General features: G+C 41.8%; 19 protein-coding genes and 1 tRNA gene. 19 read left to right on the forward strand and 1 reads right to left on the reverse strand.

What is annotated here, in order from left to right; all coding sequences use genetic code 11:
• The first annotated feature begins 1 nt into the window (after position 1).
• On the forward strand, positions 2–931 hold the full coding sequence (locus OCV43_RS03875) for a diacylglycerol/lipid kinase family protein (protein WP_022242589.1): 930 nt from the start codon (positions 2–4) through the stop codon (positions 929–931).
• Positions 932–983: 52 nt separating this feature from the next.
• The gene (spoIVA, locus tag OCV43_RS03880) at positions 984–2471 is read left to right on the forward strand and encodes a stage IV sporulation protein A (RefSeq protein WP_262623458.1); all 1488 of its coding nucleotides are present in this window, start codon (positions 984–986) and stop codon (positions 2469–2471) included.
• Here the strand turns inward: spoIVA and OCV43_RS03885 are convergent.
• Positions 2451–3293: an AraC family transcriptional regulator gene (locus tag OCV43_RS03885; RefSeq protein ID WP_022242587.1), complete on the reverse strand. Its 843-nt coding sequence runs from the start codon at positions 3291–3293 to the stop codon at positions 2451–2453. The genes spoIVA and OCV43_RS03885 overlap by 21 nt on opposite strands.
• Before the next feature lie 184 nt (positions 3294–3477).
• Between OCV43_RS03885 and galE the strand changes: the two genes are divergently transcribed.
• The 17 genes from galE (at position 3478) to cls (ending at position 21868) form a co-directional block, all read left to right on the forward strand.
• Positions 3478–4494, forward strand: a complete 1017-nt coding sequence (galE, locus tag OCV43_RS03890) for a UDP-glucose 4-epimerase GalE (protein WP_022242586.1) — start codon at positions 3478–3480, stop codon at positions 4492–4494.
• A gap of 84 nt (positions 4495–4578) precedes the next feature.
• A tRNA-Glu gene (locus OCV43_RS03895) sits at positions 4579–4650 on the forward strand.
• A gap of 193 nt (positions 4651–4843) precedes the next feature.
• Entirely contained in the window at positions 4844–6364 is a 1521-nt protein-coding gene (gene pulA / locus OCV43_RS03900) for a type I pullulanase (protein WP_262623472.1), read from the forward strand.
• A 144-nt stretch (positions 6365–6508) separates the two neighbouring features.
• Positions 6509–6976, forward strand: coding sequence for a ribosome maturation factor RimP (rimP, locus tag OCV43_RS03905; RefSeq protein WP_022242582.1), 468 nt, complete (start codon positions 6509–6511; stop codon positions 6974–6976).
• A gap of 51 nt (positions 6977–7027) precedes the next feature.
• Positions 7028–8176, forward strand: a complete 1149-nt coding sequence (gene nusA, locus OCV43_RS03910) for a transcription termination factor NusA (RefSeq protein WP_227709487.1) — start codon at positions 7028–7030, stop codon at positions 8174–8176.
• Positions 8163–8441 carry an RNase P modulator RnpM gene (gene rnpM / locus OCV43_RS03915; RefSeq protein ID WP_022242580.1) on the forward strand — a complete coding sequence of 93 codons (279 nt, stop codon included), beginning with the start codon at positions 8163–8165 and terminating at the stop codon, positions 8439–8441. Before nusA ends, rnpM begins: the two co-directional genes overlap by 14 nt.
• Positions 8428–8745 carry a L7Ae/L30e/S12e/Gadd45 family ribosomal protein gene (locus OCV43_RS03920; RefSeq protein WP_022242579.1) on the forward strand — a complete coding sequence of 106 codons (318 nt, stop codon included), beginning with the start codon at positions 8428–8430 and terminating at the stop codon, positions 8743–8745. Before rnpM ends, OCV43_RS03920 begins: the two co-directional genes overlap by 14 nt.
• A 15-nt stretch (positions 8746–8760) precedes the next feature.
• Positions 8761–11691 carry a translation initiation factor IF-2 gene (infB, locus tag OCV43_RS03925; RefSeq protein ID WP_262623459.1) on the forward strand — a complete coding sequence of 977 codons (2931 nt, stop codon included), beginning with the start codon at positions 8761–8763 and terminating at the stop codon, positions 11689–11691.
• Positions 11692–11714: 23 nt separating this feature from the next.
• Positions 11715–12077 carry a 30S ribosome-binding factor RbfA gene (gene rbfA, locus OCV43_RS03930; protein WP_022242577.1) on the forward strand — a complete coding sequence of 121 codons (363 nt, stop codon included), beginning with the start codon at positions 11715–11717 and terminating at the stop codon, positions 12075–12077.
• Positions 12078–12112: 35 nt separating this feature from the next.
• On the forward strand, positions 12113–13063 hold the full coding sequence (locus OCV43_RS03935) for a DHH family phosphoesterase (RefSeq protein ID WP_022242576.1): 951 nt from the start codon (positions 12113–12115) through the stop codon (positions 13061–13063).
• 12 nt (positions 13064–13075) lie between these two features.
• The gene (gene truB, locus OCV43_RS03940) at positions 13076–14008 is read left to right on the forward strand and encodes a tRNA pseudouridine(55) synthase TruB (protein WP_262623460.1); all 933 of its coding nucleotides are present in this window, start codon (positions 13076–13078) and stop codon (positions 14006–14008) included.
• A gap of 32 nt (positions 14009–14040) precedes the next feature.
• Positions 14041–14964 (forward strand): bifunctional riboflavin kinase/FAD synthetase, encoded by a 924-nt coding sequence (locus tag OCV43_RS03945; protein WP_022242574.1) that lies wholly within the window; start codon positions 14041–14043, stop codon positions 14962–14964.
• 174 nt (positions 14965–15138) lie between these two features.
• On the forward strand, positions 15139–16257 hold the full coding sequence (locus tag OCV43_RS03950; RefSeq protein ID WP_117697173.1) for a C40 family peptidase: 1119 nt from the start codon (positions 15139–15141) through the stop codon (positions 16255–16257).
• Between the two features lie 144 nt (positions 16258–16401).
• On the forward strand, positions 16402–16668 hold the full coding sequence (rpsO, locus tag OCV43_RS03955; protein ID WP_022242572.1) for a 30S ribosomal protein S15: 267 nt from the start codon (positions 16402–16404) through the stop codon (positions 16666–16668).
• 293 nt (positions 16669–16961) lie between these two features.
• On the forward strand, positions 16962–19055 hold the full coding sequence (locus OCV43_RS03960; protein ID WP_022242571.1) for a polyribonucleotide nucleotidyltransferase: 2094 nt from the start codon (positions 16962–16964) through the stop codon (positions 19053–19055).
• Positions 19056–19294: 239 nt separating this feature from the next.
• On the forward strand, positions 19295–20185 hold the full coding sequence (locus tag OCV43_RS03965) for a S8 family peptidase (protein ID WP_022243719.1): 891 nt from the start codon (positions 19295–19297) through the stop codon (positions 20183–20185).
• Between the two features lie 147 nt (positions 20186–20332).
• The gene (gene cls, locus OCV43_RS03970; protein ID WP_262623461.1) at positions 20333–21868 is read left to right on the forward strand and encodes a cardiolipin synthase; all 1536 of its coding nucleotides are present in this window, start codon (positions 20333–20335) and stop codon (positions 21866–21868) included.
• Positions 21869–21875: the final 7 nt, after the last annotated feature.

Below are 21875 nucleotides of genomic sequence, written 5' to 3' on the forward strand. Positions count from 1 at the left end.
AATGTATCATTTTATAGTAAACAATACCTCGGGAGGCGGCAGGTCCAAACGGGTCTGGGAGGAACTGCAGAATTACCTTCTGGAGCATGAAATAAGGTATAAAGCACATTTTACAGAGTATGAGGGTCATGCGAAGAAGCTTGCAGACCGTGTATGTGATATTGATAGAGAAAAAGTGTATCTTATTGTGGTCGGTGGTGATGGTACGTTAAATGAAGTACTGAACGGGATGCATGATTTTGAAAAAATCCGGTTTGGATACATACCGACCGGCTCCGGGAATGATTTCGCAAGAGGTATGAAAATCAATGGAACACCTACAGAAAATTTAGAGCGGATACTTCAGGCGGAAGAGACAACGCCGATTGACTTAGGCTGTGTCAGCTGGGTGGAAGAAGGACAGAAGGAACAGAAGATTTTTGCAATTAGTTCCGGTCTTGGACTGGATGCGGATGTATGTAAACAGGCACTGCATTCCGGATTAAAGAAAGCATTAAATAGACTGGGACTTGGTTCATTAACCTACGTCTGTCTTACGATAAAATCCCTGTTTACCATGCCGACAGCAGAGGCGAAGATAGTATTTGATGATGAAGTGGAAGAGCCGATTTCCCGGATGATTTTTATTGCTGGAATGAATCAGTATTGTGAAGGCGGTGGAGTGCCGATGGCTCCGGAGGCCGTGGCTACGGACGGAGAATTTTCAGTCTGCTGTGGCTATGGAGTGGCAAGGTGGCGCACCTTTTTCCTGCTGCCATTTCTGGTAAAGGGAAAACATACAGGATTTAAGTGCTTTGATATCCATAACTGCAGAAAATTCAGCGTGGATTTGGAAAAACCAATGGTATTGCATGCTGACGGAGAATATTGCGGGGATGTGACACACGCAGAGTTTAGATGTCTTTCAGGAAAACTGAATATTTTGTTATAATGGTGACTTCCTCCTGCATATACATATAACAGTATAGGCAGGAGGAATTTATATGGAAAATTTTAATACAGGCACTTATGATATGTATAAAGATATCAGTGCAAGGACAAATGGGGAAATTTACATAGGTGTGATTGGAGCTGTGCGGACCGGAAAGTCATCTTTTATCAAACGTTTCATGGAGCTGATGGTACTTCCGTTTATGGAGGATGAAAACAGCCGCCAGCGTGCGGTGGATGAAATGCCACAGGCGGCCCAGGGAAAAACCATTATGACAACAGAGCCGAAGTTTATTCCAAAAGATGCTGCAAAAATCCGGCTGGGCGAAGATACCGAAGTAAAAGTGAGGCTGATTGACTGTGTGGGTTATATGGTAGAGGGTGCCACCGGACATCTGGAAAATGGCGTGGAGCGAATGGTAAAGACGCCTTGGTTTGAAGAGGAAATTCCTTTTACAAAGGCGGCGGAGGTCGGGACCAGAAAGGTTATTAATGACCATGCAACCATTGGAATTGTAGTAACTGCAGATGGCAGTTTCACAGATATCCCGCGGGAGAATTATGTGAAAGGTGAGGAAGAAACCATAAAAGAGCTGCAGAGAATCGGAAAACCCTTTGTTATGGTACTGAATTCCGTAAAACCATACAGCGAGGAAACGGCACAACTGGCAAAAGAATTAGAAGAAAAATATGAAGTCAGTGTATTTCCACTGAATTGTGAGCAGCTTCGAAAAGAAGATGTCTATGCAGTGCTGAAGGGTATCCTCTATGAATTCCCGGTTGTGAAGATGAATTTCTTTCTTCCGAAATGGGTAGAAATGTTGGAAATGAGTCATCCAATCAAAGAAAATGTGGTTGCAAATGCTGGGGAAATGCTGTCGGAAGTAACACTGATAAAAGATTTGATGGATTACAAGATGGCTCCGGAGGGAGATTACATTTCCAATATGATGATGCAGGCAGTGAATCTGGAAAATGGCACAGCAGATATCCGGCTGGATATTGCAGATCAGTATTATTATGAAAATATCAGTGAACTGACCGGAACAGAAGTGACCGGGGAATACCAGCTTATTTCCATGATAAAGGAGCTTTCTGAGAAACGTAAGGAATATGAGAAAGTAGCGGATGCGGTACAATCGGTAGAAATGAAAGGATATGGAGTGGTGAGTCCGAAGCTTTCAGATATTAAAATGGATGATCCGGTGCTGATTAAACATGGTAATAAATTCGGCGTAAAAATTAAGGCAGTAGCACCGTCTGTTCATATGATCCGGGCAAATATTGAAACGGAGATTGCACCGATTGTAGGAAGTGAAGAGCAGGCAAACGACCTGATTCATTATATCAAAGAGGGACAGAGCACAGAAGATGGAGTCTGGGGAACCAGCATTTTTGGAAAATCCATTGGAGAACTGATGGAAGACGGTATCCGCAGCAAAATCAGCATGATGGATGATGAAAGCCAGATGAAGCTGCAGGATACCATGCAGAAAGTTGTAAATGATAATAATGGCGGATTAGTCTGTATTATTATTTAAGGATGTAAGCCGGTAATCCCGGGGCGATATTCCTTTCAGCTTGTGGAACGTCTTGGAAAAATGCAGCCCATTGTCAAAGCCTACGGAATTAGCTACAGCAGTAATGGATAGGCTGGAGTGTTCTAAGAGATAGCATGCCTGTTTTAAACGAAACTGGGTCAGATAATTTTTCGGCGACTGACCCAGTATGGTTTCAAAGGAGCGGTACAGATGGCTCCGGCTTACGCCTACATAATCAGCAATATCTTCTACGCGGATCGGGTAGGAATAGTTGGCGGAAATATAGGCAATTCCTTTCTGGACATAGTTGCTGGAACTGTTATACTGTTCATTATTGCTGGCATGTTTCATAAAAAGAGCCAGCGTCTGATAGAGTCGTCCGGTCATTTCTACAGAATCCATGAAATCATTCCCGCGGGCTTCATAGATACCGAGAAGGTGTTCCCGGATAGATTCGGAAAGCGGCGTCTGGTGAATCAGTGGAAAGTCTCTGGAAAAATCTGTGGCATTCAAAATAATGGCAGCGTCACTGCCATTAAAGCCTACCCAGGCATATTCCCACGGGTCTTTTTCGTCTGCATAATAGGTGATTTCGGTCTGAGGGTAGACAAGGAAGGTATCTCCGGTGGAAAGGGCATAAACTTTACCACCAACAGAATAATATCCTTTGCCGGATAGAATGTGATGAATCAGATAATGGTCACGGATTCCCGGTCCCCACTGGTAAAGAGGTTCACATTTCTGGAAACCGACATTATAGACGGAGAGGGAAACCAGTTCTTTTTTATTTACTTTATAAGAATTCTTATATTTTGGGTCCATCGTATGCCTCCCTTCTGGAATTTGCAGATAGATTATAGATATATTATAGAGGCTGACCTTTGCAGATGCAACAAAAATACATATTGTTTATACAATAGATACTGTTCAAATACAGGAATATAAGGTATACTCTTATTTGTAAGGAACACGAAAATACATATTTTAGTACAAAGGAGTGGAGAATATGTCTATTTTAGTTACAGGTGGAGCAGGTTATATCGGAAGTCATACCTGCGTGGAATTACAGCAGGCAGGCTATGACGTAGTAGTGCTGGATAATTTATCCAATGCCAGCGAAAAATCATTGGAGCGTGTAAAAGCGCTTACTGGAAAAGAAGTTACATTTTACCGTGGAGATATATTAGACCGTGATATCTTAAATGAAATCATGGAAAAAGAGAAGATTGACTGCTGCATTCATTTTGCAGGATTAAAAGCAGTTGGAGAATCTGTGGTAAAGCCATGGGAATATTATAATAACAACATTGCAGGAACATTGACATTAGTAGATGTGATGCGCCAGCACGGCTGCAAGAATATTATCTTTTCTTCCTCCGCGACCGTATATGGTGATCCGGCACAGATTCCAATCACAGAGGAATGCCCGAAAGGACAGTGTACCAATCCATATGGCTGGACGAAATCCATGTTAGAGCAGATTCTTATGGATATGCAGAAAGCTGATCCGGAATGGAATGTTATCTTATTAAGATATTTTAACCCAATCGGAGCACATCAGAGCGGAACTATGGGAGAAAATCCGAATGGAATTCCGAACAATCTGATGCCATATATTACCCAGGTGGCAGTTGGAAAGTTAAAAGAACTTGGCGTATTTGGAAATGATTATGACACACCGGACGGAACCGGAGTAAGAGACTACATTCATGTAGTAGACCTGGCAAAGGGACATGTAAAGGCATTAAAGAAGATTGAGGAAAATGCCGGCTTAAGTATTTACAATCTTGGTACCGGACATGGTTATAGTGTACTTGATATTGTAAAGAATTTTGAAGAAGCAACAGGCGTAAAGATTCCTTATTCCATTAAGCCACGTCGTGCCGGCGACATTGCGACCTGTTATTGTGACCCTTCAAAGGCAGAGCGGGAGCTTGGCTGGAAAGCAGAGTTTGGCATTCGCGAAATGTGTGCCGATTCCTGGAGATGGCAGAAGAATAATCCGAATGGATATGAGGACTAGAAAGAAGCTGAAGAAAAAAATTGCAAAAAAATTAAAAAAAGTGCTTGCAATTTAGAGGGCGTCGTGTTATAGTATCACTTGTCCGGTTCATTGGTCAAGCGGTTAAGACGCCGCCCTCTCACGGCGGAAACAGGGGTTCGATTCCCCTATGAACTGCTCACTATTAATAATTTAATAGCCCAACCCATAGAAGATGCTGAAAGCCAGATAATGGTTTTACAGCATTTTTTATTTATGCGAGTAGCGAGAAAAATCGCATGCTTGCATGTATATTTGGCAAGCACTGCGATAACTCGAGAAACTCGCAAAGTTTGTATCTCGTAGTTGTTCTAAAAAGCCTTAAAAATACATTACTAAAAGTGCGAGGTATACACATTTACATTTACTTCCGTTTTATGATTATGGTTCCGTAGATGAAACAAAGCTGGATACACCGCAGTTTAACTGGGGATATGATCCGGTCAACTACAACGTACCGGAAGGCTCTTATTCCACGGATCCATATCATGGAGAAGTCCGGGTGAAAGAAGCTAAAGAAATGGTAAAGACATTACATGATAACGATATCAGTGTCGTTATGGACGTGGTTTACAATCATGTATACAATGCAGGAGAATTCTGTTTTAACGTAATTGTGCCGGAGTATTTCTCAAGAGTAAATGATAATGGGACTTATTCTAATGGTTCCGGCTGTGGAAATGACACAGCATCCGAGCGTTCCATGGTGAAGAAATATATTGTGGACTCTGTGAAATACTGGGCAGATGAATATCATATTGATGGCTTCCGTTTTGACCTGGTAGGACTTTTGGATACGGAAACCATGAACGAGGTAATCGAGAAAGTGCACAAAGACCACCCGGATGTTATCTTCTACGGAGAAGGATGGTCGATGCAGACAAGCCTTACCAAAGAAGGATATTCCATGACAACACAGACCAATTCCACAGAAGTACCGGAAATGGCTTTTTTCAGTGATACTTTAAGAGATTTGTTAAAAGGAAATACATTTTCAACTACAGAAAAGGGTTTTGTATCCGGAGCAAATGGCAAAGAGAAGACCTTGCAGAAATGCTTTATGGGATTATCACCGGAATGGTGTACTACACCTTCCCAGTCCGTTAACTACGCATCCTGTCACGATAATCTTTCCCTGATGGATCGTATTATCCGTTCTACTCCGGAAGCTTCCGTGGAGGAGCGAATCCGCATGAACAATCTTGCAGCAGCCATTTATATGATTGCAGAGGGTGTTCCGTTTATGCAGGCAGGAGAAGAATTCTTAAGAAGCAAAGTGAAAGCAGATGGTGGTCTAGATGAAAACAGCTACGCCTCACCAGATTCAGTAAACAGCTTAAAATGGAGCAATCTGGAAGATGAACAGTATCAGAATGTTTTCCAGTATTATAAAGGACTGATTGCATTCCGTAAGGCACATCCGGTGCTTCGCCTTGACAATGCAGAGGATGTAAAAGCACATGTGACTCCGGTAGAAGATTTAGATGATAATGTAGTAGCGTTTGCAATTACCGGTGATGTTGACGGAGAGACAGCAGATGGAATGTATGTGATCTTCAATGCCAATAATGAGAAAAAAGAAGTAACTCTTCCGGAAGGAAACTGGAATGTATGCATTAATGATACCTTAGCAGGAACAGATACGATTGAAACAATTTCTGGAACAGCAGAAGTAGCACCGGTTTCTGCATTGATTTTAGTAAAAGGTGATGGAAACGGCAGCACAGCAGTAGCATCTGCAGGAACATTACCAGCATGGATGGCATATGTATTTACAATTCTGGTTGCCGTAGTGATTGGAGCATGTTCTGTCTGGTCACAGAAAAAGGCAGGAAAAGCCGGCAGAAAGTAGATAATTTGGAAATAAAATCTTGCAATTTAAGAAAATAGTGCTATAATAATACAGTACATGATGATTTAGGCTTTGAGAGTGGGCGTTGCGTCCACTCTCAATTCATGTTTAGAACAAAATTTAGACAGATGGAAAGGTGGTTACATGTCCAGAAAAGAAATTTATGAACAGAAGACAGAAAGCTTCATTCAGCCAATCGTTGATAAGTATCATTTTGAACTGGTAGATGTGGAATATGTCAAGGAAGGTTCCGACTGGTATTTACGGGCTTACATTGATAAGGAAGGCGGAATTACCGTCAATGACTGTGAGATGGTAGCACGGGAAATGAATGAGATTCTGGATCGGGAAGATTATGTGGAAGACTCTTACATTTTTGAAGTGAGTTCGCCGGGACTTGGCAGACCGTTGAAGAAAGAAAAGGACTATGTTCGTTCTATGGGAAAAGAAGTGGAGATACGTCTGTATCGTGCCATAGACCATGAAAAGGAATTTTGTGGAGTCTTAAGTGCATATGATGAGAATACCGTAACAATTGAAGACGAATCTTATGGACAGAAGGTATTTGATAAGAAGGATATTGCATTAATCCGTCTTGCCATCGATTTTTAATCATTAACATAGCATACAACTTAGAAAATAAGTATATAGGAGGATAAAGAAATGAATAACGAGTTGTTGGAAGCATTGACAATACTGGAACAGGAAAAAAATATCAGCAAAGAGACTTTACTTGAGGCAATTGAGAATTCTCTGCTGACTGCATGCAAAAACCATTTTGGAAAGGCAGATAATATTAAAGTAAATATTGACCCGGAAACATGCGAGTTCCATGTGCTTGCTGAGAAGACCGTAGTGGAAAAAGTAGAAGATGATGTAACAGAAATCAGTCTTGCAAATGCGCGCATGATTGATTCTGAGTACAATCTTGGTGATGTGGTAAATGTAGAAGTTAAATCCAAAGAATTTGGACGTATTGCAACACAGAATGCAAAGAATGTAATTTTACAGAAGATTCGTGAGGAAGAAAGAAAAGCAATTTACAGCGAATATTACAGCATGGAAAAAGACGTTGTAACCGGAATTGTACAGAGATATGTTGGAAAAAATATTTCCATTAATCTTGGTAAAGCAGATGCCATTCTTACTGAAAATGAGCAGGTAAAGGGAGAGGTATTCAAACCGACCGAACGTATCAAGGTATATATCCTGGAAGTAAAATCTACACCAAAGGGACCAAAGATTATGGTTTCAAGAACCCATCCGGAATTAGTAAAACGTCTGTTTGAATCAGAAGTTACTGAAGTAAAAGATGGTATTGTAGAAATTAAGAGTATTGCCCGTGAAGCAGGAAGCAGAACCAAGATTGCTGTTTACTCCAATGACCCTGATGTGGATCCGGTAGGAGCTTGTGTAGGTATGAACGGAGCCAGGGTAAATGCTATCGTAAGTGAATTACGCGGTGAGAAAATTGATATCATTAACTGGAATGAGAATCCTGCTATGTTAATCGAGAACGCATTAAGCCCAGCAAAAGTTATTTCCGTAATCGCAGATGGCGAAGAGAAGAGCGCAAAGGTTGTTGTTCCGGATTATCAGTTGTCACTTGCTATCGGTAAAGAAGGACAGAATGCAAGACTTGCTGCAAGACTGACCGGATTCAAGATTGATATCAAGAGTGAGACACAGGCAAGAGAGTCCGGTGAATTTATGGATTATGAAAATGATTACGAGGACTATGATGAGGAGTATGAAGAAGGTTATGAAGAAGAAAACACAGGAGATGGTGAGTTCATAGATGGCAACGAATAAGAAGATTCCTATGCGGAAATGTGTAGGATGCCAGGAAATGAAAAGCAAGAAAGAATTGATTCGGATTATTCATACGCCGGAAGATGAACTTGTAGTGGACTCCACTGGAAGGAAGAATGGAAGAGGCGCATATATCTGTCCGAATATGGATTGCTTTTTGGCAGCAAAAAAGACAAAGGGCTTGGAAAGATCTTTGAAAATGGCGATTCCGGAAGAAATATATGAGGAGTTGCAAAAGGAGATGCAGAATATTGAAACAAGATAAGGTGTTATCCATGCTTGGACTTTCTGCCAAGGCAGGAAATGTTGCAAGCGGAGAATTTTCAACAGAGAAAGCGGTAAAAGAAGGAAAGGCTCATCTGGTCATTGTCGCAGGAGATGCTTCAGATAATACGAAGAAACATTTCCGTGATATGTGCAGCTTTTATGAAGTGCCATTTTATGCTTATGCTGATAAAGAGAGTCTCGGACATCATATTGGAAAAGAATTTCGGGCATCATTGGCAGTTACCAACGAAGGTCTTGCCAAAGCCGTCATAAAGCAATTGAAACTGTTAACAACTGAATAACGGAGGTAGTTATATATGTCAAAACTCAGAGTATATGAACTCGCAAAAGAATTAAATATAAAGCCGCAGGATGTTTTGGATTCCTTACAAGGAACCCAGTATGAAGTAAAGACATCCAGCAATAGTATAGATGAAGATGCACAGAAGCTGGTGCGTTCTAAAGTAAACGGAGCAGCAAAACCAGCAGCAGAGACAAAAACGGCAGCAGAGAAAAAGCCGGCAGCAGAGACAAAGCCGGCAGGTGAAGCAAAAGCTGCAACAGAAGCACCGGCTCGTCCGAAGAAAAAAGCAAGTATTTCTGCTGTATTTAACCCACAGAACAGCAAGACCAATCCGGGAAGCAGACGTCAGGCTTATCACACCAATGCCAAGACCGGAGAAGCAAGAAGACCGGCACCGGCTGCAAGACCAGCTCAGCCTGCAAAACCGGCAGCACCAAAGCCTGCTGAGGTAAAAGCTGCAGAAGTTAAGCCGGCAGAGGTAAAAGCAACAGAAGTTAAGGCTGCAGAAGTAAAACCAGCAGAAATGAAAACTGCAGAAGTAAAGACTACGGAAACAAAAACTGTTCAGGAGAAACCGGTAGTGAAAACAGAAGAGAAGAAGACGGAGACAAGAAACTTTAACAATAACCGTCAACAGGGAGACAGACCGTATAATAACAACCGCCCGCAGGGAGACAGACCGTATAATAACAACCGCCCACAGGGAGACAGACCGTATAATAACCGTCAGCAGGGAGACAGACCGTACAATAACAACCGCCCGCAGGGGGACAGACCATATAATAACCGTCAGCAGGGAGACAGACCGTATAATAACAACCGCCCGCAGGGAGACAGACCGTACAATAACAACCGCCCGCAGGGAGACAGACCGTACAACAATAACCGCCCACAGGGAGACAGACCATACAATAATAACCGTCCACAAGGCGACAGAAATGGAAGAGGCGGAAGAAATGGTGGAAGATTCGATCAGGAATTAAACCGTTTCAATAAAGAAGCTATCCAGGCAGGACCGGATGATTTAAGAAAAGAAAGCCGTGAAAACCGTGACCGTGACAATACCCGTAAGAAACAGGTGCAGGAGCACGATAAGTTAGGAAGCAAGAAACAGGAAAGATATGTAAATCTTGAGAAAAACGGCGGTAAGAAGAAACGTCCTGCACAGCCGAAACCAAAGGAAGAAGATACCATCCGCAGCGTATCCCTGCCGGAGCGTATGACGATTAAGGAACTGGCAGATAAGATGAAGGTTCAGGCTTCTGAAATCATCAAGAAGCTCTTTATGAAGGGACAGATGGTTACCGTAAACCAGGAAATCGACTATGACAGTGCAGAAGAAATTGCACTGGAATTTAACTGTATTGCAGAGCCGGAAGAAAAGGTAGACGTAATTGCAGAGCTCTTAAAAGAGGATGAAGAAAGAGAAGAAGATTTAGTTCCAAGACCACCTGTTGTCTGTGTAATGGGTCACGTTGACCATGGTAAAACATCCCTTCTGGATGCAATCCGTAATACACATGTAACAGACCGTGAGGCTGGTGGTATCACACAGCATATCGGAGCCTATGTGGTAAGTATCAATGGACAGAAGATTACCTTCTTAGATACACCGGGACATGAAGCATTTACCGCAATGCGTCTGCGTGGAGCAAAATCTACCGACATCGCAATTCTTGTAGTTGCAGCAGATGATGGTGTCATGCCGCAGACTGTAGAAGCAATTAACCATGCTAAAGCAGCCGGAATTGAAATCGTAGTAGCAATCAATAAGATTGATAAGCCAAATGCCAATATCGACCGAGTAAAACAGGAGTTATCCGAATACGAACTGATTCCGGAAGACTGGGGTGGAAGCACCATTTTTGTACCGGTATCTGCTCATACCCACGAAGGTATTGACCAGTTATTGGAAATGTTATTATTAACAGCAGAAGTCAGCGAGTTAAAGGCAAATCCAAAACGTAAAGCCCGTGGTGTTATCATTGAGGCACAGCTGGATAAAGGAAGAGGAGCTGTAGCAACTGTTTTAGTACAGAAGGGAACCCTTACAGTTGGTGAGCCGATTGCCTGTGGTAGTGCATATGGTAAAGTACGTGCCATGATTGATGATAAGGGAAGAAGAGTAAAAGAAGCCGGACCATCCATGCCGGTAGAGATTTTAGGACTTTCCAGTGTACCGGATGCAGGAGAAACATTCGTAGCATGTGACAGTGAAAAAGATGCAAGAAACTTTGCAGAGACATATATTTCCGAAGGAAAGGCAAAACTGTTAGAGGAGACCCGTTCCAGAATGTCTTTAGATGACCTGTTCTCACAGATTCAGTCCGGAGATGTAAAAGAGCTGGATATCATCGTTAAAGCAGACGTCCAGGGTTCTGTAGAAGCCGTAAAACAGAGCCTTGTAAAACTTTCCAACGACGAAGTTGTGGTTAAGATTATCCATGGTGGTGTTGGTGCAATCAACGAATCTGATGTTACTTTAGCATCTGCATCTAACGCAATCATCATTGGATTTAACGTAAGACCGGACCCTACAGCAAAGGTTACTGCTGAAAATGAAGGTGTAGATATCCGTCTTTATAAAGTTATCTATAACGCAATTGAAGACGTAGAAGCTGCTATGAAGGGAATGTTAGATCCTGTATACGAAGAAAAAGTAATCGGCCATGCAGAAGTCCGTCAGATTTTCAAAGCATCCGGTGTTGGTAACATTGCAGGTTCTTATGTATTGGATGGTAACTTCGAGCGTGGATGTAAAGTCCGTATTACCCGTGAGGGAACACAGATATTTGAAGGAAATCTTGCTTCCCTGAAACGTTTCAAGGACGATGTGAAGGAAGTAAAAGCCGGATATGAGTGTGGTCTTGTATTCGAAGGATTTAATGATATTGCAGAACTGGATCAGGTAGAGGCATATAAGATGGTAGAGGTTGCCAGATAATCTGATAGAAGGACAGGAAAATTATGCAAAAAAATAGTATGAAAAATATGCGGATAAATGGAGAAGTTCAAAGAGAACTCTCCAACATTATCCGGAGTGAAGTAAAAGACCCGCGTATTGCACCGATGACCAGTGTGGTCGCCGTAGAAGTGGCACCGGATTTAAAAACCTGTAAGGCGTATATCAGTGTATTCGGAGACGAAGAAGCTCAGAATAATACAATCAAAGGTCTTAATAGTGCAGAAGGGTATATTCGTCATGCCCTCGCAAAAAGTATCAATTTAAGAAATACTCCGGAGATTCGGTTTATTCTGGATCAGTCCATTGAGTATGGTGTAAACATGTCAAAGAAAATTGATGAGGTGATTGGACAGGAAGAGTCCTAAGCCTCATCCGAAGAGAAAGAGAGCAGGTGTTGCCAATGAAATTAGAGGAACAGCTTTATGATGTGAAGCGTGTAGCAATAGCCGGTCATGTAAAACCTGACGGAGACTGTGTAGGTTCCACGTTAGCAGTATATAACTATATCAGAAAATATCATCCGGAAATGGAAGTGGAACTCCATCTGGAACCGATTCCAAACATTTTCAAATTCCTTGCAAATGCAGATAAAATTGACAGCTCTTATATAGAAAAAGAGCCATACGATTTATTTATTGCATTGGACTGCGGCGATGAGAAACGACTGGGAAATGCAGTGAAATATTTTCATGCAGCAAAACGCACCTTCTGTGTTGACCATCATATCAGCAATCAGAACTTTGCAGATGCAAACTACATTTTCCCGGAGGCAAGTTCAACCTGTGAGCTTGTATATGAACTCATAGATAAAGAGAAGATTACAAAGGAAATTGCAGAATGTATTTATGTGGGAATTGTGCATGATACGGGTGTGTTCCAGTATTCCTGTACTTCCGCAAAGACCATGAACATTGCCGGCAGGCTGATGGAAATGGGAATTGATTTCAGCCGTATCGTGGATAAGACTTATTATGAGAAAACTTACGAGCAGAACCGGATTTTGGGTCAGGCATTGGTGGACAGCCAGCTCTTTTTAGATGGAAAATGCATTGCATCTATCGTAACCAAAGAAGAAATGGAAAAATACCAGGTTCTTCCGAAACATTTAGAAGGAATCGTACAGCAGCTTCGTGCTACCAAAGATGTGGAAGCTGCAATCTTTCTTTACGAAAATGAGGATGGAAGCTTTAAAGCAAGCATGCGTTCCAGTGGTAAGGTAGATGTGGCAGTTATTATGATGTCCTATGGTGGAGGCGGTCATATACGGGCAGCCGGAGCAACCATAGAAGGCAATGCCAAAGAGATTCTTGAGGGAATCGTAAAGGACGTTGAAAAACAGCTTTTGAAATAGACAGGATAACGTATGGACGGAATTATTAATGTGAGAAAAGAAAAAGGATTTACGTCCTTTGACGTAGTTGCAAAGCTGCGTGGAATTTTAAAAATGAAAAAGATTGGACATACAGGTACGCTTGATCCGGATGCGGAGGGCGTACTTCCTGTATGTATAGGAAAAGCAACCAGAGTCTGTGACCTTTTAACTGATAAGGACAAGGTATACGAGGCAGTCATGCTTTTGGGAAAAGAAACGGATACCCAGGATATGACAGGAACCATATTAAAGGAATCCGAGGTAAATTTTTCCATAGAAGAAGTAAAGCAGTGTATTGAAAGCTTTGTGGGAGAATATGCACAGATTCCGCCGATGTATTCTGCACTGAAGGTCAATGGAAAGAAATTATGTGACTTAGCAAGAGAAGGTGTGGAAGTAGAACGCAAGGCAAGGAAGGTTCAGATATTAGATATTGCAATTTTATCAATCGACTTGCCGCGAGTGACCATGCGGGTGCACTGTTCCAAAGGAACTTATATCCGGACATTGTGCCATGACATCGGAGAAAAATTAGGTTGTGGAGCCTGTATGGAGTACCTGGTACGGACAAGAGTTTCAGATTTTCAAATAGAAGATGCAAAAACACTGCAGGAAATTGAGACAATAATGAAAAGTGGTAAGATAGAAGAGATTTTATATCCCATTGATACCGTATTTAAAAATCTGCCACAGATTCACAGCCGCAAAGATAGTACTGCACTTTTATATAATGGAAATAAGCTGCCGCTGCCCGTGATAGAAGAGGCAGAGACGATAGAGCATACGCTTGCTTCTTTTTATAAAGAAGATGACTGCAAAAAAGTCAGAGTGTATGACAATGCAAATCATTTTGTTGGAATATATGAATACCGTACAGCGGACAGGCTGTTTAAGCCGGTAAAACTTTTCTTTACACAGCAATGAGAAGGAAAAAGACATTTAAGCAGGTATAAAAAATGAAGTATATACATGGAACAACAGAATTTCATATTGAAGAAGAATGCGTGCTTTCCCTTGGCAAATTTGACGGTCTGCACAGAGGACATGAGACTTTATTAGAACATATGATGGAGCAGAAGAATAAAGGCTGTGCAACGGTACTATTTACCTTTGCCATTCCGCCGAGACCGGGCAGGATAAATGAAGTCCAGAAGGTGCTTACGACGAATGAAGAGAAGGTTGCAATCTGTGAAGAGCAGGGCATTGATTATCTGATTGAATATCCTTTTACCAAAGAAGTCATGACCATGGAACCGGAAGCATTTATTGAAATGCTGGCTTCTTCCATGAAAATCCGTGGCATTGTGGTTGGAACAGATTTTCATTTTGGACATAACCGCCGCGGAGATTACCATCTGCTGGAAATATATGCGAAGAAGCTGCATTATGAACTTAAGGTAATAGATAAGGTTCAGTATGAGAATCGGGATATCAGCAGTACCTTTATCCGGGAAGAAGTAGAAAAGGGCAATATGGAAAAAGTAAAATACCTTCTTGGCTATGATTATTTTGTGGAAGGTGTTGTAATACATGGCAGAGAAATGGGCGCGAAGGTACTTGGAATCCCGACCATAAATATCATACCGCCGGAAAACAAACTGCTTCCGCCGTTTGGCGTCTATGTTTGTGATGTTGTAGTAGGGGATAAGACGTATCATGGAATCGCAGATGTTGGATGTAAGCCGACTATCGAAGGGGTTAATCCGGTGGCAGTGGAAACCAATATTTTTGATTTTAATGAGAATCTCTATGGAAAGAAAGTGCGTGTCTGCTTCCGGAGCAGAGAGCGCAGCGAGATGAAGTTTGAATCCTTAGAGGCTTTAAAGCAACAGCTCGAACAGGATATTGCCTATGGCAGATTTTATGTACAGCAGCATTAAATATATGAATTTCGTAAAATTTCGAACAATTGTTACATAATTGTTACATATTTATGTTGACATTATGAAATCACGTTGCTATAATCTTAAAATATGGAGAAGCATATTGATTCGAACAGATGCGGAAATGCAGGGTGCATTTTGCATCGTTACAATGTCAGGAGGCATATTTTTATGAAGAACAATAGAAAGTGGAAGACAACAGCATTTATTCTTACCTGTGGACTTACAGTGGCGCTTGAGGGTGGCGCAGCTGCACAGACATCAGCAGGTTCCGGCTTAAATGCAGGAATATTTGCTACAATGGATTCCTATTATAATACAGATATTGTTGTTTCAGCAACCAATACTGTTACAACGATGGAAGGACAGTCTGAGGATGCTGCAGCAACCGATACAACGGTACCTGCAGATACAGCAGCAACCGATACAGCGGTACCTGCAGATACAACAATCTGTGGATATACCAATCTTGGTATTGCACAGGTTGACAGCAGTTTAAATGTAAGGGAACAGCCGGATACCAATTCTGATATCGTAGGAAAGATGCAGAACGATGCCGGATGTGAAATATTAGAGGACGATGGCGAGTGGCTTAAAATTGAATCTGGTCAGGTAACCGGATATGTAAAAGCAGAATATATCATTACCGGAGAGGCAGCTGTAGCAAAAGCCCAGGAAGTAATGAAGACCATTGCAACCGTTACAACACAGACTTTAAATGTACGTGCTGAGATGAATACCGATTGTACCAAACTTGCATTGATGCCGGAAGGAGAAGAATTAGAGGTTTTAAATCAGTATGATGGCTGGGTGGAAGTAGACTTAGATGGTGATGTAGGATATGCAAGCACCGACTATGTAGAGATTTCACAGCAGCTGCCAAAGGCACAGACCATGACAGAATTAAAATATGGTCAGGGTGTTTCAGATACAAGAGTATCACTGGTGGCTTATGCAACACAGTTTGTCGGTAATCCATATGTATGGGGCGGAACCAGCCTTACCAGAGGAGCGGACTGTTCCGGATTCGTATTATCCGTATATGCAAATTATGGCGTATATCTGCCACACTCATCCAGAGCACAGGCAGGATGCGGAACCAGAATCAGTGCATCCGAAGCACAGCCGGGAGATTTGTTCTTCTATGGTAGCGGTAAGGGCATCAACCATGTGGCAATCTATATCGGAAATGGTCAGATTGTTCATGCAAGTTCACCTTCTACCGGAATCAAGATTTCCAATGCATATTATCGTTCACCAGTATGTGTTGTCCGTGTATTAGGAAACTAGATAAGGAAACTAACAGAATTTTGTTTACAAATAATAAGTAGTATGTTATATTTGTTAGGTATGATTTAGCCGATATTCGGTAGATGGACACTCCGACCTTTTACTGATTATCAGGCGATAAGAAAATATAAGGAGGAAACGTAAATGTTATCAAAAGAAAGAAAAGAAGCAATCATCGCGGAATATGGTAAAACTGCTACAGACACAGGTTCACCAGAGGTACAGGTTGCACTTTTAACAGCCAGAATCAATGAGCTGAATGAGCACTTAAAAGTAAATCAGAAGGATCATCATTCCAGAAGAGGACTTTTAAAGATGGTTGGTCAGAGACGTCGTTTACTGGCTTACTTAAAGAAAGTTGATATTGAAAGATATCGTTCTTTAATCGAACGTTTAGGTTTAAGAAAGTAATTTCTTGTAAAAGGAAACCGTATAGAATAGAGCGGAGTTGTCCGCTCTATTTTTCGGTTGCCAGGCTTCCACAGGTTGCCGGATATCCGTAAGGAACTGCAAGTACAGAGTCTTATGGATGACAATGTAAGAACGGCAGAAGGACGATTCCGAGACCACTGATTAGTGCAATTACAGATTGTGTTAATCAGTAGTTTCGGTCGATACACCTCCGGATGACTGCAAACAGCACCATTTCGGAACTTCTGCCATAATAAGCAGGAATATCCTGTATACAAAAAAGGAGAAATGATATGTACCAGAGTTATTCAATGGAACTTGCCGGAAGAACTCTTACGGTTGATATTAACCGTGTGGGTAAACAGGCAAATGGATGTGCATTCATGCACTACGGTGATACCACTGTATTATCTACTGCAACAGCATCTGAAAAGCCAAGAGACGGAATCGACTTTTTCCCTCTTAGCGTAGAGTTCGAAGAGAAATCTTATGCAGTAGGAAAAATCCCTGGCGGATTTAATAAGAGAGAAGGAAAAGCATCTGAGAATGCAATCCTTACTTCCCGTGTAATTGACAGACCTATGCGTCCGTTATTCCCAAAGGATTATCGTAATGATGTAACATTAAACAACCTCGTTATGAGCGTTGACCCGGAATGCCGTCCGGAAATCGTAGCAATGCTTGGTTCTGCGATTGCAACCTGCATTTCGGACATCCCATTTGACGGACCATGTGCTATGACACAGGTCGGAATGAAAGATGGTGAATTTGTAATCAACCCATCCCAGGAAGTTTGGGACAATGGTGATTTACAGTTGACGGTTGCTTCTACAAGAGAGAAAGTAATCATGATTGAAGCCGGAGCAAATGAGATTCCGGAAGATAAAATGATTGAAGCAATTTACATGGCACACGACATCAACCAGACCATTAATGATTTCATTATGAAACTGGTAAACGAAGTTGGTAAACCAAAACATGAATATACAAGCTGTGCAGTTCCAGAGGAAATGTTTGCAGCTATGCGTGAGATTGTTACACCGGATGAGATGGAAGTAGCAGTATTCTCTGACGACAAACAGACCAGAGAAGAAAATATCCGTAAAGTAACAGAGAAAATGGAAGAGGCATTTGCAGATAACGAAGAGTGGCTTCCATTAGTTGGTGAGGCTGTATATCAGTATCAGAAGAAGACCGTTCGTAAGATGATTTTAAAAGACCACAAACGTCCGGATGGAAGAGCAATCAACCAGATTCGTCCGCTTGCATCTGAGGTTGATATTATTCCTAGAGTACATGGTTCTGCTATGTTTACCCGTGGACAGACTCAGATCTGTGATGTTGTAACATTAGCTCCATTATCTGAAGTTCAGAAAATCGATGGATTAGATGAGAATATTACAACTAAGAGATATATGCACCATTACAATTTCCCATCCTACTCTGTTGGAGAAACAAAACCTTCCAGAGGACCGGGACGTCGTGAAATCGGACATGGAGCACTGGCTGAGAAAGCATTGGTTCCGGTTCTTCCTTCTGAAGAAGAATTCCCATATGCAATCCGTGCCGTATCCGAGACCTTTGAATCTAATGGCTCTACCTCTATGGCATCTACCTGTGCATCCTGTATGGCACTTATGGCTGCAGGTGTTCCGATTAAGAAAATGGTTGCAGGTATTTCCTGTGGTCTGGTAACTGGTGAGACAGATGATGATTACATCGTATTAACCGATATTCAGGGACTTGAGGACTTCTTCGGAGATATGGACTTCAAGGTAACCGGTACACATGACGGTATTACTGCAATCCAGATGGATATTAAGATTCACGGATTAACAAGACCTATCGTAGAAGAAGCAATCAGAAGAACCAGGGAAGCAAGACTTTATATCATGGACGAAGTTATGTCCAAAGCAATTGCTGAGCCAAGAAAAGAAGTTGGACAGTATGCTCCAAAGATTCTTCAGGTTCAGATTGACCCGGCTAAGATTGGTGATGTAGTAGGTCAGAAGGGTAAGACAATCAACGAGATTATCGACCGCACTGGTGTTAAGATTGACATCAATGATGAAGGTGCAGTAAGCATCTGTGGTACCGATAAAGCAATGCTTGAGAAAGCTGCTGACATGATCCGTATCATTACAACTGATTTTGAAGAAGGTCAGATTTTCACTGGTAAAGTAGTAGGCATCAAAGAATTTGGTGCATTCATCGAATTTGCACCGGGCAAAGAGGGAATGGTTCACATTTCCAAGATTGCAAAAGAGAGAATCGAACATGTAGAAGATGTTCTGACTCTTGGTGATACAGTAACCTGTATCTGCATGGGCAAAGACAGAATGGGAAGAATCAGCTTCTCCATCAAGGATGTTCCTGCTCAGAACTAATTGCAGATTCGTGGCATGTGATTTTTCAATACTCACATAAATAAAATAAGGCGTATGCTTTTGCGGATGAAAATCCACAAGGGTATACGCCTTTTTACGTAAGTAGCGAAGAAAAAGTCTGGCAGAAAAAAAGAGCCGGGTTTGCTGAGTAAACTTCTTTTTCGGGTATCCGGAAAGCTCTGCCGGTGGTCAAAAATGCTGCACTGCATATATTATAAGAAAACATAAAATGGTGCAGTATGGAACGGGTCAGACAGATTACAAGGGTGAATGAAGCTCATAAACTAGGATATATTGGAAATAATGTCACTGTAGCCGTGATGGATACAGGAATTGGAACTCATATTGATTTTGGACAAAGAATCAGAGGATTTCGTGATTATGTAGGTGATAAGAAGATACTTTATGATGATAATGGTCATGGAACCCATGTTTCAGGAATTATTGCAGGTTCCGGTTTTGCTTCTCATGGACGTTACCGGGGGATGGCACCGGGAGCAGCGATATATGCGATAAAAGTATTAGACCGTATGGGAAAGGGAAATACCAGACTGGTGGTATCAGCATTAAAATGGCTGATTTCTAATTATGAGAAAATGAATATCAGAATTTTAAATATTTCCGTAGGAATGCTTGCTTCGGCCAGAAGGGAAGAACAGGAGGAATTGTTAGCAGCAATTGAAGCAGTCTGGGATGCAGGAATCGTAGTGGTTGCTGCTGCAGGAAATAACGGACCAAAGGATAAGAGTATTACGATACCGGGGCTATGCCGGAAGATTATAACGGTAGGCAGCAGTGATGATGAGGAAGGAGAAGTAAAAAATCTTGGCCTGATGCGTGGGTATAGTGGGAGAGGTCCGACGGAAGCCTGCATTATGAAACCGGAAGTAGTGGCTCCTGGAACAGCGATTGTCAGCTGTAAGCGGATGGGAAATGGTTATGAGATGAAAAGTGGAACATCTATGGCAACACCGGTGGTGGCGGGGGCGGTCGCGGTGCTTTTAAGCCGTTATTCAAATCTAAAACCGGCAGAAGTAAAACTGCGGCTTTATGAGACGAGTGTAGATACCGGAAAATCCAAGCATGCACAGGGCTGGGGGAGGCTGGATGTCATGCAGCTGATTCGATAAAATAAAAGAATATGGAAGAGATAAAAAGCAGAGAGAAAGAGACAGAGGGAAAGGAATACGCCGGACATTTGATTTCTGGGAGAAAATGCGGTAGAATGAAGAATACGCATAAAATAAGGGGTAGAAAAAGAAAGAGGAGGGAATAAGGTGAAGAAAATAGTTAAAGTTTTAATCAGCAGACTTTTTATCACAGTTTTACTTATTTTACTTCAGTTTGGATATTTATTTTATCTGCTGCTGGAAGTTGGTAAAATGTCTACTTACATCAACCTGATTCTCAATATACTTGCATTTATCGTAGCTTTATTCGTTGTAAATCGAAGAATGAATCCGGCATACCGGCTGGCATGGGTATTTATTATTCTGATGTTTCCGTTGCTCGGATTGTTGCTGTACGTGGTATTTGGAAGACCGGAACTCACCAGAAAGGCAAGAGAGAAAATGAACCGTGTAAATGAGGAAGTAGAACCGCTTCTTACAGAAGATAGAGCGTGCAGAGAACGGCTGGCAGAAGAAGATCCGGTTGCCGCTGGACAGTCTGCATATATCAGTGACTGGGCGCATTTTCCGGTTTATGAACATACAGCAACAAATTATTATCCGTCCGGAGAAGAAATGTTTCCGGTTATGTTAGAAGAAATCCGGAAAGCGAAAAAGTTTGTTTTTCTGGAATATTTTATTTTAGATGATGGAAAGATGTTCCGGGAGCTGATTCAGCTTTTGAAGGAAAAAGTGGCAGAGGGCGTAGAAGTACGTCTGATTTATGATGATGTTGGCTGCATTACGACACTGCCGAATAATTTCTATAAGGAATTGCAGAAAATCGGAATTAAATGTGCGGCGTTTAATCCGTTGCGGGCGAGACTGGCTGTTATTATGAATAACCGTGACCACAGAAAAATCCTCGTTATTGATGGAAATGTTGCATTTACTGGCGGAATTAATATTGCAGATGAATATATCAATGAAATTGAGCGGTTTGGATACTGGAAGGATACCGGAATCCGTATGAAAGGTGCAGCGGTATGGAGCTTTACCGGTATGTTTCTTGAAATGTGGAATTATATAATAAATTCCACGGAGGATTATGAGAAGTTCCGGCCGGATGCAGATTATGTGGCAAAGATTCCATCCGTTGGATATGTGCAGCCGTATAGTGATACACCGTTAGATCACGAAAATACCGGCGAGAATGTATACATGAACATTATTAATTCAGCACAGAAGTATGTCTACATTTTCACCCCGTATCTGATTATTGACCATGAAATGCTGGTAAGCCTTCAGAATGCGGCAAAACGTGGTGTGGATGTGCGGATTGTAACACCTGGAATTCCGGATAAGAAATTTGTTTATCTTCTGACACAGGCAGATTATGGTGTTCTTATTGAAAGTGGTGTAAAGATTTATCAGTATACACCGGGATTTATTCATGCAAAGAGTTTTGTCTGTGATGATAAAATTGCTACCGTAGGCAGCATCAATCTGGATTACCGCAGTATGTATCTGCATTTTGAATGCGGAGTCTGGTGCTATAAGACCGAGGCAGTGCTGCAGTTAAAAGAAGATGCACTTGCGGTAATCGGACAGTCACAGCAGATTGATCTGGAATTCTGCAAACACAGATTTGTAGGAGTACGGATGATACAGACCTGTCTGCGTCTGCTGGCCCCGCTTTTGTAGAAAAGGT

The sequence above is a fragment of the Roseburia amylophila genome, assembly GCF_025567465.1.
GTDB lineage: Bacteria > Bacillota > Clostridia > Lachnospirales > Lachnospiraceae > Roseburia_C > Roseburia_C amylophila.

Bases quoted from the DNA above. Each gene is read 5' to 3' on its own strand.
- OCV43_RS03875 (WP_022242589.1), top strand. From the start codon at position 2: ATGTATCATTTTATAGTAAACAATACCTCGGGAGGCGGCAGGTCCAAA.
- infB (WP_262623459.1), top strand. From the start codon at position 8,761: ATGTCAAAACTCAGAGTATATGAACTCGCAAAAGAATTAAATATAAAG.
- nusA (WP_227709487.1), top strand. From the start codon at position 7,028: ATGAATAACGAGTTGTTGGAAGCATTGACAATACTGGAACAGGAAAAA.
- galE (WP_022242586.1), top strand. From the start codon at position 3,478: ATGTCTATTTTAGTTACAGGTGGAGCAGGTTATATCGGAAGTCATACC.
- OCV43_RS03945 (WP_022242574.1), top strand. From the start codon at position 14,041: ATGAAGTATATACATGGAACAACAGAATTTCATATTGAAGAAGAATGC.
- OCV43_RS03885 (WP_022242587.1), bottom strand. From the start codon at position 3,293: ATGGACCCAAAATATAAGAATTCTTATAAAGTAAATAAAAAAGAACTG.
- OCV43_RS03935 (WP_022242576.1), top strand. From the start codon at position 12,113: ATGAAATTAGAGGAACAGCTTTATGATGTGAAGCGTGTAGCAATAGCC.
- OCV43_RS03960 (WP_022242571.1), top strand. From the start codon at position 16,962: ATGTACCAGAGTTATTCAATGGAACTTGCCGGAAGAACTCTTACGGTT.
- rnpM (WP_022242580.1), top strand. From the start codon at position 8,163: ATGGCAACGAATAAGAAGATTCCTATGCGGAAATGTGTAGGATGCCAG.
- spoIVA (WP_262623458.1), top strand. From the start codon at position 984: ATGGAAAATTTTAATACAGGCACTTATGATATGTATAAAGATATCAGT.
- rpsO (WP_022242572.1), top strand. From the start codon at position 16,402: ATGTTATCAAAAGAAAGAAAAGAAGCAATCATCGCGGAATATGGTAAA.
- rbfA (WP_022242577.1), top strand. From the start codon at position 11,715: ATGCAAAAAAATAGTATGAAAAATATGCGGATAAATGGAGAAGTTCAA.
- rimP (WP_022242582.1), top strand. From the start codon at position 6,509: ATGTCCAGAAAAGAAATTTATGAACAGAAGACAGAAAGCTTCATTCAG.
- OCV43_RS03965 (WP_022243719.1), top strand. From the start codon at position 19,295: ATGGAACGGGTCAGACAGATTACAAGGGTGAATGAAGCTCATAAACTA.
- truB (WP_262623460.1), top strand. From the start codon at position 13,076: ATGGACGGAATTATTAATGTGAGAAAAGAAAAAGGATTTACGTCCTTT.
- OCV43_RS03950 (WP_117697173.1), top strand. From the start codon at position 15,139: ATGAAGAACAATAGAAAGTGGAAGACAACAGCATTTATTCTTACCTGT.